A 15,654-nucleotide genomic window follows, 5' to 3' on the forward strand; every position below is an offset into this window, starting at 1 on the left:
TCAACTGCGTGGAGAGAACAGTATGCAATTCGCACAGACGGGCCAGGCGCTTGGAGCGTCCTACCGCTTCGGCGAGCGGGTGGGTTCCGGCGCCGTCGGCGAGGTATGGACCATCACCTCGGCCGAAGGCGGGACATTTGCCGCCAAGGTTTTGCGCCCGGAGCACGCCGACGATCCGTCCCTCGTGGAGCGGTTTGTCCGCGAACGATCCGTGCTGCTGGGGTTGCAGGACTCCCACATCGTCACAGTACGCGACATGGTGGTGGAAGGCGCGCGGCTGGCCATTGTCATGGACTACGTTGCCGGCGGCTCGCTGCGTGACGTGGTGCAGGAGGCAGGCCCGCTGCGTCCCGCGGATGCGCTCAGCCTCGCCGCCGAAGTGCTCGATGCCCTGGCTTTCGCTCACGCGCGGGGCGTCACGCACCGCGACATCAAGCCGGACAATGTGCTCCTCGCCCAACCCTGGCCGGACTGCGGGCCGGGTGACGTCCGGGTCTCCGACTTCGGCATTGCCGACGTGGTGGGCGAGAGGATCCGCCAGACGACCGGCCTCATCGGAACCCCGCAGTACATGCCTCCCGAGCTCATCAGCCAGGGCCGGTCCGGCCCTGCCGGCGATGTGTACTCCACGGGCGTCATGCTCTACGAACTCCTCGCCGGGCGCACTCCTTTTGCCGGACCGGGGACGGACTTCACGGTTGCCTACCGCCATGTTTCCTCCCACCCGCCACGGATTCCAGTCGAGGACGAGGTATGGGACATACTCGAGGTCCTGCTGTCCAAAGACCCCGCGCAGAGGCCCACCGCCGCTGAAGCTGCTGCCACGCTTCGACGCCTGGTGCCGCGCCTTGCCGGCAGCGCCCCGCTTCCGCAGGGGGTAGCCCCGGCGGCCTTCGACGACGTCGAACGCCCCGCCACCGTCGTCCGGGGGGCCTTCACTGATGCGGAACTGACAGCCATGGCTTCCGCGCCCTCAACCGACGACGGCGGGGAGGTTCCCACTCTCGGGGAGGCGGGCAGCGCCACCATTGTCCGCCCGCTCCCGCGCGGGAAGGTGGGCACCCAGGCGGAGGCCCTTCCGCAGGACAAGGATGAAACCCCGTTCTGGCGTACGCGTAAAGCGCTGCTTCTCGCCGGCACCGCGGCCCTTCTCCTGGCGGCCATGGTTGCGGGGTTCGTCGTCCTTGCCCCAACCGGCCAGCAGAACCCAACAGGTGGCGGCGCCCGGCTGTCCGCGCAACTGCAGGACGCGGCCGTTCCCACCGGCCTGACGATCTCACGCACTGCCTTGTACGAGCCGTCCTCCGGCCACACGCGCCTGACCGTCTCCTACGCAGCACAAAAGGCGCCCTTGTCAGGTGAATTCCTGGAGGTAATCCCGGGCATTGCGGAGGGGGACGCGTGCCCGGCGGCCATTTGGGAAGAGGCCTCGGTAAGCCGGAACCAAGCCTCGATCACCGGCCTTGACGTCGAGTGCGGTTGGAAGCTCTCAGGGTTGGAGGTGCCGGCAGGAGGTTCCGTGCAGGTGACCGCCAAGGTGCCGGTGGAACCCGCCGACCAACAGGCCCTCGACGCGTGGCTGCGTGCCGGATCCCAGGCGACAATCGCCGCGACGCAGGACCCGGCCGTTAAGGGCACCGCATTTCCCGTCCAGCGCCTAAAGGGCCTGGAAGTGCGCACACCGGCGCGCGTCGTGACACCGAGCCCGCTGAAGATCACCCTGGTGCCGGTGTGGGCCGGCGGCGCAGACGAGTTAAACCCGCTCTACGTCAGTCCCGCTTCAGGGAAGCCCTCGCAGATGCTCACCGCAGTTACCGGCGGCGAAAAGGGCGTGCGCTTCTCCGACGGTTGTGGCGGCGCCCTGGCGGTGGACAGTTCCGGGCTGACAGTAACAGCCCTCCAGATAACCCCACAGTGCACCGTGCGTGCCAGCGTCGGAAACTTCACTGAGCTGCAGTCCCCGAGCTTCGACATCACATCGCGTGAGAAGGCGGGAGACTAACCAGCTCAGTGGTCAATAGTCGTGGCGCTCTACGTGTCCCTCTCGGAACGCTGCTGTCCCGCGTCGCTGGCAAACAACCTCACCAAGGGCCAGGCGTTGCAGAACTCGCGCCACACCGCACGGCTGTCAGGCTGGGTTGTGTGCGATTCCCGAAGCTGTTCCAGCGGAACACCGTTGGCGTGGATCAGGTGTGTAACGTAGCGGTCCGGGCCGACCAGCAGCGCTGCCGGGTCTGGAAAGAGGCGTTGTGCTCGATGACTGCGGCGTCAACGTGGCCGTGCGGGAAAATGATCCAAAGCAAGGGAAGCCCCGGCACAAGCGCCGGGGCTTCCCTTGTTTAATTTCCTGTTTGGTTCCGCTAGAGCCGGTCCGTCTGGTCCTCGCCCTTGTGGCCCGCTCCGCGCAAGTTCTCCTGAACCTTGCCGAACAGGTCCTTAATGGTGGATTCGGCGTTGGAGAGCACATCCACCGGAAGGTAGACCTCCTGCGTGAGCGGCAGGTCGTATTCATCCTTGAGGTGGGTGCCGTTCCCCACACCGTCCAGGGACAGGTAAACCATGGCCTCCGTCCGGGCGATCCCGGCGATCTTGCCAAAGACAACGGTGAACTCGTTCGGCTGGAAGCTGATGGTCTGGCCGACGTGGCTGCGGCCAAGTTCACCGGCGGTAACGGCCTTTTCCTGCTGGCTGCGGGTGTATTCCATAACTGCTCCTCTAGGTCGCCGACATGTACGCCAGCAGTCTAGCGTCGCCCCTCGTGGGACGGTACATAGTGCAAGACTGGGTTCGAGCCCAGCCACACAACCCATCGGGAGCTGCCATGACCGCCCACCCCCGCCCTTCCGCCTCCGCCGGCAGCATTACGGAGCTCTTCGGGATCGGCGTTCCCGTGGTCCTTGGCCCGTTCGGCGGCGTCTCCTCCGTACAGCTCACAGCGGCAGTGAGCGACGGCGGCGGGCTGGGTTCCTACGGCCTGTACGGGTACGACGCCGGTGCCATCCATAGGACGGCAGCCGAACTTCGTGCCGCCACCGGCAAGCCATTCGCCTTGAACCTGTGGGTGCCCAACGGCAGCGAAACAGCTGCCCTGCCACAGGAAGATTTCGACCGCCAGGTCAGTGTCCTGAAGCCGTACTTCGAGGAACTGGGCTTACCCCTTCCGGACATGCCCGCCCGGTACATGCCCGATTACGGGGAACAGGTGGAAGCGGTGCTGGAGGCGCGCCCCGCCGTCGTGAGCTTTGTCTTTGGTGTGCCCGCACCGGACGTTGTTGATGAAGCGCACCGCCGCGGTATCACAGTGGTCGGAACCGCCACCACTGCAGCGGAAGCTGTGGCGCTGGAGGCAGGGGGCGTTGACGCCGTCGTAGCCAGCGGAATGGAGTCCGGGGGCCACCGGGTGTCCTTCCTGCGGTCAGCGGAAGAGTCACTTGTGGGCACGGTCGCCCTGGTCCCGCAGGTGGCCGACGCCGTCTCAATTCCCGTGATCGCGGCGGGCGGAATCGCGGACCGCCGCGGCTTCGCGGCGGCCATGGCTTTGGGCGCTGTGGCGGTGCAGGTGGGAACGGCTTTCCTGGCCACGCGTGAGTCCGCTGCCGTTCCCGCTTACCGGGAAGTGCTGCGCAGCCCCGCAGCAGCACACACGGTGCTGACCCGTGCCCTGAGCGGCCGGTTGGCGCGCGGCATCCCCAACCGCATTATTGCCGAGCTCGAGGAAGCCGGCCGCATCGCCCCGTTCCCGGTGCAAAATTGGCTGACCGGCCGGTTCAGGCCGGAGGCAGCTAAAAAGGAAAACACCGAGCTCATGTCCCTGTGGGCCGGGCAGTCAGCGCCGTTGCTGCGCTGCGGCACCGCAGCGGAGGTCCTTGCCGAGCTGCAGGCCGGTACCCGGTGATGCGAGACCACCCGGCCCCCGCATGACCCGGCCCGGCCCCCGCTGCCGGCACGGATCTACAGTGAATCATCGATAGAATCTGAACGACTGTCAGCCGACCCGTACCCGCCCCCGTGGCGGCCGGGTAACCGGGAAGGGAGAAGCCGTGCGCACCAACCGTCCGCGGCCCCCTTTCCATCTCCTCCGCTCGTCCGCCGTGGCCACCGTCATCCTGGCGCTCGCCGCCGGGGCACACCTCGCCGGCGGCGGGGAGCTTCCGGCCCCGGCCATCCTGCTGGCAGTCCTGGCACTGACGGCCCTGGCCAGCACCTCGGCCACGCGACACCGGCTTGGGTTTCCCTCGATGGCTGCCCTGCTCGGCGGCGGGCAACTTGTCCTGCATGAGCTGTTCGCAGCTTTCGGCCCGCCCGTCGCGGAGGCAGGACCTATTACTGCCGCCTCCCACGAGGGCCACTTTCCGGGTGCCGGCATCCTGGCTCCCGCCGCTGCCCATCTCCATGAAGGGGACGCAGCGAACGGCCCCCTGATGCTGGCCGCGCACGCCCTGGCCACGGTGGTCTGCGCAGTCCTGCTCGCCAGGGGCGAGGCGGCGCTGTGGGCACTTTCCGCCTGGCTGCGGCCGCTGGTGGCGCTTCCCCGTGCGGTGGCGCCCGACGCCGTCCCGCCCGCTACAGCGTCCTTCCCGGCTTTCCCGGTGCCGCTGAGTCCCTGGCGGAACCTTCGGCAAGACAGCCGGCGAGGCCCGCCTGCCGCCGTCGTACTGTCCCGCTAGAACCCGCCCCGCACCTTCTTCCGCGGCGGCGTCCCCAACTGTTTGTGCTCCCGGCCGCATCCGGCTCCGAGGGGAGCACGCCTGAAAGGCAACCCCATGAACGTTTCAGCTCTTCGCCGCACCCTCAAAACTGCCGCCGTCACCGGCACCACCGCAGCCCTCCTGCTCACCGCCGCAGGCGGAGCAACGGCCCACGTCGGCGTGACGCCGGACAAGACCGACGCCAACTCCTACGCCCTGCTCACCTTCGGCATTCCGCACGGCTGCGACACCTCAGGCACCACGAAGGTTGCCATTACGCTGCCCCAGGAACTGAACGATGCACAACCCACCGTCAACCCCAACTGGACGGTGGAGAAGGTCACCGAGCAGCTCGCTGAGCCAAGGAAGCTCCCCGACGGCACCTCCATCACCAAGCGCACCAGCCAGATTATCTACACCGCAAAAACGCCGCTGGCACACGAACTGCGGGATGCGCTGGTGCTTTCGGTGAAACTTCCCGATGCAGCCGGGACCACGCTGTACTTCCCCACCCTCCAGAGCTGCGAGACCGGTCAAACGGACTGGTCGGAGATTGCCAAGGACGGGCAGGACCCGCACTCGCTGGAGGCACCCGCGCCCTCCGTCACCGTCACTGAGGCTGCCGCCGCGAAAGGACATGACGGGGCCGCCGCAGCATCCCACACCGCTGAAAGCCCCGCCACCGAGCAGGCGTCAGTAACGGACACCGGGGCCGGCGCCCGCAGCTGGGCAGGGCTGGCAGCGGGTCTCGCCGGCTTGGCGCTCGGCGGCGCGGCCTTCCTTCGCAGCGGCACGCGCCGTAACACAGCAGGGGCATCCGTCAAGTAGGACAAGGTGCTTTGATGCCCGGATCATCACGATCCGGGCATCAAAACGCCGGCTCGCCTCGTGGCATCATTGACGCGGCCGGGAGCCGCCGCAAAGGTGGTGCCATGAGGTCACAGCGAATTTCACATGGGTTGGTCATGACGACGGCGGCCGCGGCGGCCGCACTGATGCTCGGCGGGTGCGGCCCCAGCCAGCCCCAGGCACAGCCGACGGCGCCCCCGGGCACCAACTCTGCCAGCCCCAGTTCAGCGGCGGCCTCACCGACGGCGCAAGGGACGCCGTCGGAAACGCCCTCCGCAACGGCGTCAGCGATGGCCAATTCCGGGCCACCGGCCCTGTGTAAGGCAGCGAACCTTTCGGCCGCCACGGATGCATCAGGGGGCGGAGCAGCGGGCAGTGTTTACATGAAGCTCAACCTCACCAACACCGGCTCTGCAGCCTGCGTCCTTCGGGGTTATGCCGGAGTGTCCCTGACCGCTGAAGCCGACGGTGCACCCATCGGCGCCCCGGCCACCCGCGATGAAACCACTGCACCGGCCGACGTCCTGCTCGCCCCCGGCCAAACGGGCTCGGCAGTCCTGCGCTATACCCAGGCCGGGAACTACCCCGACTGCGCCATGGCGGATGCCGCCGGCTACCGGATCTACCCGCCGGAAGACACAGCATCCCTGTTCCTGCCCCAGCCGACGAAGGCCTGCAGCAACGCTGAAATCACCCTGCTCACCATCGGGGCTTTCCAGCCAGCCTAGGAATTTCCAGCTGCCCCTCCTCTTTCCTCCGGTTACCGGTGGAAGCAACTAGGGAACGCGTGCACACACAAATGCAGGCAGTCCGGCAAGGTGCCGGGCTGCCTGCATTTGGTTTCGCCCCGTGGGGCGTTGGGTTGGGTTAGTGGGCGGTGGTGGCGCGTCCGGTGCGGGCGGTTCCGCGGGACAGAGCCACGCCGAGCCCGATCATGCCCAGCCCCAGGACAAAGTGCAGCCAGTTGTCAGCGGTGTTGACCGGGACGAAGTTGGCCGGCGTGTCGTGACCGATCAGCAGGCCGTAGAGCCAGAGGACCAGGTAGATGGCGCCGCCCACCAGCAGGTAGTTCCTGGACTGGGCAGCGCTGCGGGCCATAGCGATGCCGGCTGCGCCAAACAGCAGGTGGACGATGTTGTGCAGGATAGAGACCTGGAAAATGCCCAGCAGCAGGGCCTGGGACTCATGCCCAGCGAAGCCCATGGTCTCGTAGTTGGAGGTGATGCCCGGAATGAAGCCCAGGACGCCCACCAGGAGGAACACTGCGCCCACGGCAAGGGCAGCTTTTTGGATGTTTGTACGGGCGCCAGTGCGACCGTCAGAACTCATGCTTGTCATGGTTACTCCTGCTTTGTCGTTCTCGTTCACATCATGGCTGCCGGGTTGCGCCTGAACCATAGACTTAAACACCGACATCATAAGTATACTTAGCAACTACGCCCCGCATAGATCAGGATCTATAACAGACACATCACAAACGGCCCGTCAGGGCCTGGACCAAAAGGCAGGCTGAACTGGGATGACGTCAATTTGGTTGGACCGCGCAGAGACCTTTACGTCTGATCCGTTTGAGCCCGGAAGCAGCTATGACACCGTGGTGGCCGGGGCAGGACTGACCGGTCTGGTAACCGCGCTCCTGCTGGCCCGTTCGGGGCAAAATGTCCTGGTGCTGGAGGCGCGGTACCCCGGGGCCGTGACTACTGGTAACACCACCGCCAAAGTAACCCTGCTGCAGGGAACTTTCCTGTCGCAGCTGGCCCGCCAGTACTCGCAGAAGCAGGTGCAGGCGTACGTGGATGGCAACCGCGAAGGACAGGCATGGCTGCTGCGGTACCTTGAAGAACACAAGGTTCCCTTCCAGACCCGGGACGCCTATACCTATGCGGCGTCTGCGCAGGGAACGGAAAAGCTCCGCGAAGAGGTCAGCGCCGGCACCACCGCGGGGCTGGACATGGAATACGTGCGCGACGCCGGGCTGCCGTTTCCCGTCCACGGCGCCGTACGCCTCGCGGACCAGGCGCAAATCAACCCAGTGGAGGTGCTGAACACGCTGTTGGCGGACATCCGCGGCCGCGGCGGCTCAATCGTGGGCGGCGTACGGCTGCAGGACGTTACCGGCGCCGGCCCGGCCACCGTGCACACAGACCGCGGCACCGTCACCGCCAACGAGGTAGTGCTGGCAACCGGCATCCCGGTGCTGGACCGGGGACTGTACTTCGCCAAGCTCAAGCCCAGCCGTTCCTACGCTGCCGCACTGCAGCTGAAGGAGGACCAGTCTCCTCCCCCGGGTATGTACATCTCCGTTGAGCAGCCGACGCATTCGCTGCGCGACTACGAGGTGGACGGCCGCCGGCTGCTCCTGGTGGGCGGGCACGGGCACCACGTGGGCCGGGCACGGTCGGAAAAACACCACCTGGGCAGCCTCCTGGACTGGGCAGCGCAACACTACCCCGGTGCGGCCGCCACCCACACCTGGTCCGCGCAGGACTACATGCCCACCAACCTCATGCCCTTCTTTGGCAAGTTCCCAAGGGGCAAGGGCCACATCTACTTCGGCACGGGCTACAACAAATGGGGCATGACAAACGCCGTGGCCGCCGCCGTCGGAATTTCGGCCGACATTCTCGGCGGAAATGTACCCTGGGCGGACACCATCCACCACCGGGTCACCTCGCCCTCGGGAGCCCTGTCCGCCGTCGCGCTTAATGCAGGAGTAGCAGCCAAGCTTGCTGCCGGCTGGGGGCAGGTAGCGGCCGAGGGCCTGCGGAAGGACAGGAAAGAGCCGGCACCCGCACCCGCTCCGGTGGTTCCGTCCGAGGGAGAGGGCAATGTTTACCGGGAAGGATCAAAACCGGTCGCCGTCTCCACCGTCGAGGGAACCACCTGCAAGCTGTCAGCCGTCTGCACACATTTGGGCGGCATCCTGCACTGGAACGACAGTGAGCTGACCTGGGACTGCCCGCTGCACGGTTCCCGCTTCGACAGCAACGGGAAACGCCTCGAAGGTCCGGCCACAAGGGACCTTCCGGTCGCGGGAAAGGCTTGAGCCCAGGCAAGGGGAACACCGGCACCACTGTCGGTGGCCTGGGGCATGATGGAGGCATGACGCAGGAACAGCCCGCCGGCACTTCCAGGGACACCGGCGCCGGAGCGCCCATGGCCCGGTTCAGCCAGCCCACACGCGACTGGTTTCTGGGCGCCTTCTCGGAGCCGACGCCGGCCCAGAACGGAGCCTGGCACGCCATCTCCTCCGGGTCGCACGCGCTGGTGGTCGCCCCCACGGGCTCGGGAAAGACCCTCGCCGCGTTCCTGTGGGCGCTGGACCGCCTGCTTGTTTGCGCTGCTGAAGTGCCGCAGGCCGCAGGCACGGACCCTGCGCCTTCGGAGGCTGCAGCGGGGAAGGGCCCGGCGAAAGGCAAGCGCCCCCGCGCACCCAAACGCAAGACCCGCGTCCTGTACATCTCGCCCCTTAAAGCCCTCGGCGTGGACGTGGAACGGAACCTCCGGTCTCCGCTCATCGGCATCACCCAGACCGCCAAGCGGCTCGGGCTGCCGGCGCCGTCAACCACCGTCGGGGTCCGGTCCGGGGACACCACAACAGCGGACCGCCGCGCGCTGTTGAGCAACCCGCCGGACATCCTCATCACCACACCGGAATCGCTTTTCCTGATGCTCACATCCAGGGCCCGCGAAACCCTCACTGAAGTGGACACCATCATCATCGATGAGGTCCACGCCGTCGCCGGGACCAAGCGCGGAGCCCACCTCGCCGTCTCACTCGAGCGGCTCGATGCCCTCCTGCCCAAGCCCGCCCAGCGGATCGGGCTCTCCGCCACCGTGGAACCGAAGGAACTGGTGGCTCAGTTCCTTGCAGGCACGGCGCCGGTTGAAATTGTTGCCCCGCCGGCGAAGAAGAACTGGGACCTCACCGTCTCCGTGCCGGTGGAGGACATGTCCGATCTCCAGAGCGCTGCGGGAGCATTCGATTCCGGTCCGGCCTCCGGCCTGCAGCCCTCCGCATCTATCTGGCCGCACGTGGAGGAAAAAATTGTCGACCTGGTGCTGGCCAACCAGTCCACCATCGTTTTCGCCAACTCCCGCCGCCTGTCCGAACGCCTCACGGCGCGCCTGAACGAGATCTACGTGGAGCGGCAACTGCTGGCGGAGGGCGGGGGCTGGGATGATCCCGTTCCGGCAGGACCCGCGGCGCTTCCCGCCGCGGCCGCCGGGGCGCGGGTGTCCACAGCCACCCCCGCCCACATGATGGCCCAGGCAGGAACTTCCGCCGGTGCGGACCCGGTGCTGGCCCGCGCCCACCACGGCTCCGTTTCCAAAGACCAGCGGGCGTTGATTGAGGACGACCTCAAGTCCGGCCGGCTGCGGTGCGTCGTGGCCACGTCGTCACTGGAACTTGGCATTGACATGGGAGCCGTGGACCTGGTGGTGCAGGTTGAGTCACCGCCATCGGTGGCCAGCGGCCTGCAACGCGTAGGCCGTGCCGGACACCAGGTGGGAGAAGTTTCCCAGGGAGTCCTCTTCCCGAAGCACCGGGCAGACCTGGTGCACACGGCCATCACGGTGGAACGGATGTTGGGCGGGAAAATCGAACGCCTAAGCATCCCTGCCAACCCACTGGACATTCTGGCGCAGCAGACCGTGGCTGCGACGGCGCTGGGCAGCATCGATGTTGAGGAGTGGTTCGCCACTGTCCGCCGCTCGGCCCCGTTTGCCTCCCTCCCCCGATCGGCATTCGAGGCGACGCTGGATCTGCTGGCTGGCCGCTACCCTTCCGACGAATTCGCGGAGCTGCGACCCCGGATCGTGTGGGACCGCAATGCGGGCACCATCGAAGGCAGGCCCGGGGCCCAGCGCCTCGCAGTCACCTCGGGCGGCACAATCCCGGACCGCGGGCTCTTCGGTGTGTACATCATCGGCACCGAGGTCGAGGGGTCGGCACCGCCCTCCGGCGACGGCAAGGCCGCGCCTGCCCCCAAGGGCGGCCGCCGGGTGGGTGAGCTGGACGAGGAGATGGTGTACGAGTCACGCGTGGGGGACGTCTTTGCCCTGGGCGCCACCAGCTGGAAAATCGAGGACATCACCCACGACCGCGTGTTAGTCTCCCCCGCTTTTGGTCAGCCCGGCAAGCTTCCGTTCTGGAAGGGTGATTCCCTCGGCCGCCCCGTGGATCTGGGCCGCGCCCTTGGCGCTTTCGTGCGTGAACTGTCAGCGTCCGACGCCGGGCCGGCCACCGAGCGCTGCAAGGCCAGCGGCCTGGACGCCTTCGCCGCCAACAACCTGCTCCAGTACCTCAGTGAACAGAAACAGTCCACCGAGGTGGTACCCAGTGACACCACGCTGGTGGTGGAGCGGTTCCACGACGAACTGGGCGACTGGCGGGTAATCCTCCACAGCCCGTTCGGCATGCCGGTGCACGCACCCTGGGCGCTGGCAGTGGGCCAGCGGCTCCACCAGCGGTACGGCATGGACGGCTCCGCCATGGCCGCCGACGACGGCATCGTATTGCGCGTGCCCATGATGGAGGACGAGCCGCCCGGGGCAGAACTGTTCCTGTTCGATCCCGAGGAACTGGAACAAATCGTCACAGCTGAAGTGGGCGGCAGTGCGCTCTTCGCCTCGCGCTTCCGGGAATGCGCCGCGCGTGCCCTGCTGCTTCCGCGGCAGACACCCGGAAAGCGGCAGCCGCTGTGGCAGCAACGGCAGCGGTCCGCCCAGTTGCTGGACGTTGCACGGAAATACCCAACATTCCCCATCGTGCTGGAAACGGTCCGGGAATGCCTGCAGGACGTTTACGACCTCCCGGCGCTGAAGGACATCGCCGCATCCGTGGAGCGCCGCGAGCTGCGGATTGTGGAAACCACCACGTCCCAGCCGTCGCCGTTCGCTAAGTCGCTTCTGTTTGGCTACGTGGCCCAGTTCCTTTACGAGGGCGATTCCCCCCTGGCGGAACGACGTGCCGCTGCCCTGGCCCTCGATTCCACCCTCCTCAACGAACTGCTGGGACGGGTCGAGCTGCGTGAACTCCTCGACGCCCGGGTCATCGACGCCACTGAACGGGAGCTGCAGCGCTTGGCGCCGGACCGGCGGGCGCGCGGAGTGGAAGGCGTCGCGGACCTGCTGCGGCTCCTCGGTCCGCTGGCGCCTGAAGAAGCAGCCGCGCGGTTGGAAGCGGCTGCCCAACCTGCCGAAACCCAGGCCTCCGAAGCACGCGTGGCTGAGCCGGTGCAGATGGAGCCAGCCGAAACTGAGCCCGTTGAAGGTGAACCTGCTGAAGCCGAAGCGCCTGCCCAGGAGATGGCCCATGCCGGCACCGGGGAGGCCACGGCGCACCTGCTGGCACTGCAACGCGCCAACCGCGCCATCAAGGTCAACATCGGCGGTGTGGAACGATTCGCGGCGGTGGAGGACGCCGCGCGGCTCCGGGACGCCATCGGCGTACCCCTTCCCATGGGAGTCCCGCTCGCGTTTATCGAGCCAGTGGCGGATCCCCTGGGTGATCTCGTATCCCGCTATGCCCGCACCCACGGGCCCTTCACTGCCGCGGAAGCAGCAGCCCGGCTTGGCCTGGGCGTGGCAGTGGTAGGCACAGCACTGAAGCGCCTGGCCGCGGACGGACGGGTAATCGAAGGCGAGTTCCGGCCCCACACCTCAGACGCCCCGGCGCCTGCTGAGCCAGCTGCTGATGCGCCGGCCGCTGATGCCCCGCCAATTGGTGCCGTGCCGATTGATGCCGTGCCCATTGATGCGCCGCCTCCTGGCCCGGCCCCGGTCAGTGAGTGGTGCGATGCGGAGGTACTTCGCAAACTGCGGCGCCGGTCGCTGGCAGCGCTGCGGGCAGAAGTGGAACCTGTGGATGCATCTGCCTACGGCCGCTTCCTTCCCGCCTGGCAGCACGTTCGCACCCCCGGCAGCGGCCGCGGCCAGCCGTCGCTGCGCGGGCTGGACGGCATCGTCACAGCCATCGACCAACTCTCCGGTGTCCCGGTCCCCGCCTCCGCCTGGGAGCCCCTGATCCTGGCAAGCCGAGTCTCCAACTACCAGCCGGCCATGCTTGATGAACTCATGGCCACCGGCGAGGTTCTTTGGTCCGGAGCGGGAGCGCTTCCCGGCAACGACGGCTGGATCAGCCTGCACCTTGCCGATTCCGCCGAGCTGACGCTGAACCCGGCCATCGACTTCGAACCGGGGGACGCCCAGCTGCGGCTCCTGGAACACCTTCGGAACAACGGCGGCGGATACTTTTTCCGGCAGCTGACCGAGGTGGCCGGTGGCATGGACTCCGTCCTCAGTGACCAGGAAGTGGTGACCACCCTGTGGGACCTGGTGTGGGCCGGGTGCATCACCGGGGACACCTTCGCCCCCGTCCGGGCGCTGATCGCAGGCGGCCACACCGCCCACCGCCAGGTTGCCCGGGCGCCCAGGGCAAGGGCACCGCGGCTAAGCCGCCTGCGCCGTTCCCATGGAACCGGCCTGTTGGGCTCCGGCGGAGCGGGCGGCGGACGCTACGGCACATCAGCCGGTGCGGCCACCCCTCCCATGGCGGCAGGGCGCTGGTCCGCCCTTCCGCAGCCCGAACTGGACCCCACCATCCACGCCAGGGCCACTGCCGAACTCCTGCTGGACCGGTACGGCGTGGTCACCCGCGGCTCGGTGATGGCAGAACAGATCCTTGGCGGTTTCGGCCTGATGTACAAAGTCCTGGCACGGCTGGAGGAAGCCGGCCGATGCCGCCGCGGCTACTTCATCGAGCACCTTGGAGCAGCCCAATTCGCCGTCCCCGCCACCGTTGACCGGCTGCGTTCATATTCGGAGGACACCCAACTCGCAAAGCCCGAACCGGTGGCCCTTGCCCTGGCCGCCACCGATCCCGCCAACCCCTACGGCGCTGCCCTCCCGTGGCCGGCACTCCATGACGAAGCCGGAACAGGGCACCGCCCCGGACGGAAGGCGGGCGCACTGGTGGTGCTGGTGGACGGGGCGCTGGTGCTGTACGTGGAGCGGGGCGGAAAGACACTGCTGGCTTTCAGCGACGACGACGACATCCTCGCCGCAGCGGGCACAGCGTTGGTGGGCGTAGTGACCCGCGGCGCCGTCGACAAGCTGATCATGGAGAAGGTGAACGGGCACGGGATCCTGGACACCTCTGTTGCCGCCGCCCTGAGCTCGGCCGGCGCCTACTCCACCCCGAAGGGACTGAGGATCCGTGCCTGAAGGGGACTCGGTCTGGCGGGCAGCCCACCAATTGCACCAGGCCTTGGCCGGGCAGAAACTTTTGGCCTCCGATTTCCGTGTGCCCCGCTTCGCCACACTGAACCTGGCCGGCTGGACAATGGCCGAAGTCCTGGCCCGGGGCAAACACCTGCTCATGCGGGTGGAGGGCCCGGAGGACAAAAAACTCACCATCCATTCCCACCTGAAAATGGAGGGAACCTGGCAGGTTTACCCGCCGGGCGGCAGGTGGCGGAAGCCGGGATACACGGCCAGATGCGTGCTGCGCACACCGGTGGCGGACGCGGTCGGTTTCTCACTGGGCGTGGTTGAGGTGGTTGCCACAGCAAATGAGGACTCGATTGTCGGGTTCCTCGGCCCTGACCTCCTGGGCCCGGACTGGGACCTGGACGAAGCCGAGCGCCGGGTCCGTGCTGCCCCTGACGTCCCCATCGGGGTCGCCCTCCTGGACCAGCGCAACCTCGCCGGCATCGGCAACATCTACCGCTGCGAGGCATGCTTCCTCTCGGGGGTGCATCCTGCGTCCCCGGTATCCGCAGTCCGGGATGTGCGGACCATGATGACCGACGCCAAACAGCTGCTGGAAGTAAACCTTGGCCCCGGGCGCCGTGTGACTATCCTCAACGCCAAAGGCATGCCGGTAGGAAGAATGGCCGGCCGGCCCGGGTACTGGGTGTACCGCCGGGAACACCAGCCGTGCCTGAAATGCGGAACACCCATCCGGCGCGGACTGTTGGGGAAGTTGAACGGCGAGGAGGAAAGGGACATTTACTTCTGTCCCCAGTGCCAGCCGCTCCTGCCGTAGAATTCCTGGGCGGGCATTCCGGCCGCTGCGTCCGGGGCACCGGCCCCTGCTGCGGGAGTCCTGTGTCAGCCCTTGCCGACGGGCGGTTCCGGCGCAGCGGCGGTTGTGTCGTCGCTGCGTTTATGGGAACCGGCCTCTGGAGGGAGCGCTGCCGGCACCATGAACACCGGGAGCAGCAACTGGACAAGCGGCCCGATAGCAAGGGCATAGACAACCGTCCCCGCTCCCACGGAGCCGCCCAGGATCCAGCCGACCACCAGGACCACCACTTCAATGAGGGTGCGGGACAACCTGACGGACCAGCCCGTTCGCCGCGCCAGTCCTGTCATCAGCCCGTCGCGGGCGCCGGGGCCGAAGCGGGCACCGATATAGCAGGCTGAGGCGATCCCGTTCAGCAGCACCGCGCCGGCCAGCATGCCGATCCGGCCGCCCAGGTGGGAGACAGCAGGAAGCAGAGCAAGACCGATGTCGGCGAATACACCCACCAGCACGGCGTTGCAGAGCGTTCCGAAACCGGGGCGCTGCCGCAGGGGAAGCCACAGAAGCAGTACCAGGAAGCTGACGATGATGATTACCACGCCAATGCTGAGCCCGGTCCTGCCGGCTACGCCTTGGTGGAAAACATCCCATGGGTCCAGGCCCAGTCCAGCCCTGACAAACAGGGCGAGGGAAATGCCGTACATGGCAAGGCCAAGGAAAAGCTGGAGGAGTCTGCGGGTAAGCACGGATACAACTCTCGCAGAAAATACCGCTTTGCTGACCTCCTCGTCATAACCCTCCGGGCTCGGGAGCCGGATGTTCCTTCGGCCGTCCGAGGACGCCGTGCCAGTTGCTACTGCGTGACGGCCGTTGACGCCTTCGCGGACCTAGCCAACCGCTGCCTGGCGAATTGGTACCAGCTCGGACGCCGTCGGCAGGGGGGGTGGGCAGCCTGACCCAGCCTCCCGGATGAGGTCCATCTGCCAATCGTCCCTATTGCGCGTAAACCTTTTCCAGGAAGTTGCCCCACGCCTTGGCAGTGGTTTCGGAGTCCCCGGCGCCGCCGAAGTCGTGGACGGTAATAGA

The 15,654-nt window shown here is 67.1% G+C and carries 11 protein-coding genes and 2 pseudogenes; 8 read left to right on the forward strand and 5 right to left on the reverse strand.

What is annotated here, in order from left to right:
* Positions 1-22 precede the first annotated feature (22 nt).
* A complete protein-coding gene (locus tag AC5RVN_RS11195; RefSeq protein ID WP_494137975.1) occupies positions 23-2,002 on the forward strand; it encodes a serine/threonine-protein kinase in 1,980 nt (659 codons plus the stop codon).
* 83 nt (positions 2,003-2,085) lie between these two features.
* Here AC5RVN_RS11195 and AC5RVN_RS11200 read toward each other — a convergent pair.
* Together AC5RVN_RS11200 and AC5RVN_RS11205 are read right to left on the reverse strand one after the other, a co-directional pair.
* Positions 2,086-2,318, reverse strand: a pseudogene (locus AC5RVN_RS11200) (glucuronate isomerase); the annotation flags it as partial.
* Positions 2,319-2,360: 42 nt separating this feature from the next.
* Positions 2,361-2,705 (reverse strand): hypothetical protein, encoded by a 345-nt coding sequence (locus AC5RVN_RS11205; protein ID WP_494137976.1) that lies wholly within the window; start codon positions 2,703-2,705, stop codon positions 2,361-2,363.
* Between the two features lie 116 nt (positions 2,706-2,821).
* Between AC5RVN_RS11205 and AC5RVN_RS11210 the strand changes: the two genes are divergently transcribed.
* From AC5RVN_RS11210 to AC5RVN_RS11225, 4 genes are all read left to right on the forward strand, one after another.
* Positions 2,822-3,895, forward strand: a complete 1,074-nt coding sequence (locus AC5RVN_RS11210; RefSeq protein ID WP_494137977.1) for an NAD(P)H-dependent flavin oxidoreductase — start codon at positions 2,822-2,824, stop codon at positions 3,893-3,895.
* 145 nt (positions 3,896-4,040) lie between these two features.
* Positions 4,041-4,667, forward strand: a complete 627-nt coding sequence (locus AC5RVN_RS11215; RefSeq protein ID WP_494137978.1) for a hypothetical protein — start codon at positions 4,041-4,043, stop codon at positions 4,665-4,667.
* Between the two features lie 96 nt (positions 4,668-4,763).
* Positions 4,764-5,516 (forward strand): YcnI family copper-binding membrane protein, encoded by a 753-nt coding sequence (locus AC5RVN_RS11220; protein ID WP_494040699.1) that lies wholly within the window; start codon positions 4,764-4,766, stop codon positions 5,514-5,516.
* Positions 5,517-5,620: 104 nt separating this feature from the next.
* Positions 5,621-6,265, forward strand: coding sequence for a DUF4232 domain-containing protein (locus tag AC5RVN_RS11225; RefSeq protein ID WP_494040698.1), 645 nt, complete (start codon positions 5,621-5,623; stop codon positions 6,263-6,265).
* Between the two features lie 139 nt (positions 6,266-6,404).
* On the opposite strand, the gene AC5RVN_RS11230 is transcribed toward AC5RVN_RS11225, so the two are convergent.
* Positions 6,405-6,875 (reverse strand): DUF4383 domain-containing protein, encoded by a 471-nt coding sequence (locus AC5RVN_RS11230; protein ID WP_494040697.1) that lies wholly within the window; start codon positions 6,873-6,875, stop codon positions 6,405-6,407.
* A 181-nt stretch (positions 6,876-7,056) separates the two neighbouring features.
* Between AC5RVN_RS11230 and AC5RVN_RS11235 the strand changes: the two genes are divergently transcribed.
* The 3 genes from AC5RVN_RS11235 to AC5RVN_RS11245 are packed head-to-tail and all read left to right on the forward strand — an operon-like array spanning position 7,057 to position 14,589.
* Positions 7,057-8,583: an FAD-dependent oxidoreductase gene (locus tag AC5RVN_RS11235; protein ID WP_494137979.1), complete on the forward strand. Its 1,527-nt coding sequence runs from the start codon at positions 7,057-7,059 to the stop codon at positions 8,581-8,583.
* A 56-nt stretch (positions 8,584-8,639) separates the two neighbouring features.
* Positions 8,640-13,766 carry an Lhr family helicase gene (locus AC5RVN_RS11240; RefSeq protein ID WP_494137980.1) on the forward strand — a complete coding sequence of 1,709 codons (5,127 nt, stop codon included), beginning with the start codon at positions 8,640-8,642 and terminating at the stop codon, positions 13,764-13,766.
* Positions 13,759-14,589, forward strand: a complete 831-nt coding sequence (locus tag AC5RVN_RS11245; RefSeq protein WP_494137981.1) for an Fpg/Nei family DNA glycosylase — start codon at positions 13,759-13,761, stop codon at positions 14,587-14,589. Before AC5RVN_RS11240 ends, AC5RVN_RS11245 begins: the two co-directional genes overlap by 8 nt.
* 65 nt (positions 14,590-14,654) lie before the next feature.
* Here the strand turns inward: AC5RVN_RS11245 and yczE are convergent, their stop codons facing one another.
* Positions 14,655-15,314 (reverse strand): membrane protein YczE, encoded by a 660-nt coding sequence (yczE, locus tag AC5RVN_RS11250; RefSeq protein WP_494137982.1) that lies wholly within the window; start codon positions 15,312-15,314, stop codon positions 14,655-14,657.
* A gap of 247 nt (positions 15,315-15,561) precedes the next feature.
* A pseudogene (locus AC5RVN_RS11255) lies at positions 15,562-15,651 on the reverse strand (SRPBCC family protein); the annotation flags it as partial.
* Between the last annotated feature and the right edge of the window lie 3 nt (positions 15,652-15,654).

The organism is Arthrobacter sp. sptzw32 (assembly GCF_059089735.1).

What these genes read in the sequence shown, in the direction of transcription:
- AC5RVN_RS11225 (WP_494040698.1), top strand. Translation starts at nt 5,621, where the DNA reads ATGAGGTCACAGCGAATTTCACATGGGTTGGTCATGACGACGGCGGCC.
- AC5RVN_RS11205 (WP_494137976.1), bottom strand. Translation starts at nt 2,705, where the DNA reads ATGGAATACACCCGCAGCCAGCAGGAAAAGGCCGTTACCGCCGGTGAA.
- AC5RVN_RS11235 (WP_494137979.1), top strand. Translation starts at nt 7,057, where the DNA reads ATGACGTCAATTTGGTTGGACCGCGCAGAGACCTTTACGTCTGATCCG.
- AC5RVN_RS11240 (WP_494137980.1), top strand. Translation starts at nt 8,640, where the DNA reads ATGACGCAGGAACAGCCCGCCGGCACTTCCAGGGACACCGGCGCCGGA.
- AC5RVN_RS11210 (WP_494137977.1), top strand. Translation starts at nt 2,822, where the DNA reads ATGACCGCCCACCCCCGCCCTTCCGCCTCCGCCGGCAGCATTACGGAG.
- AC5RVN_RS11195 (WP_494137975.1), top strand. Translation starts at nt 23, where the DNA reads ATGCAATTCGCACAGACGGGCCAGGCGCTTGGAGCGTCCTACCGCTTC.
- AC5RVN_RS11220 (WP_494040699.1), top strand. Translation starts at nt 4,764, where the DNA reads ATGAACGTTTCAGCTCTTCGCCGCACCCTCAAAACTGCCGCCGTCACC.
- AC5RVN_RS11230 (WP_494040697.1), bottom strand. Translation starts at nt 6,875, where the DNA reads ATGACAAGCATGAGTTCTGACGGTCGCACTGGCGCCCGTACAAACATC.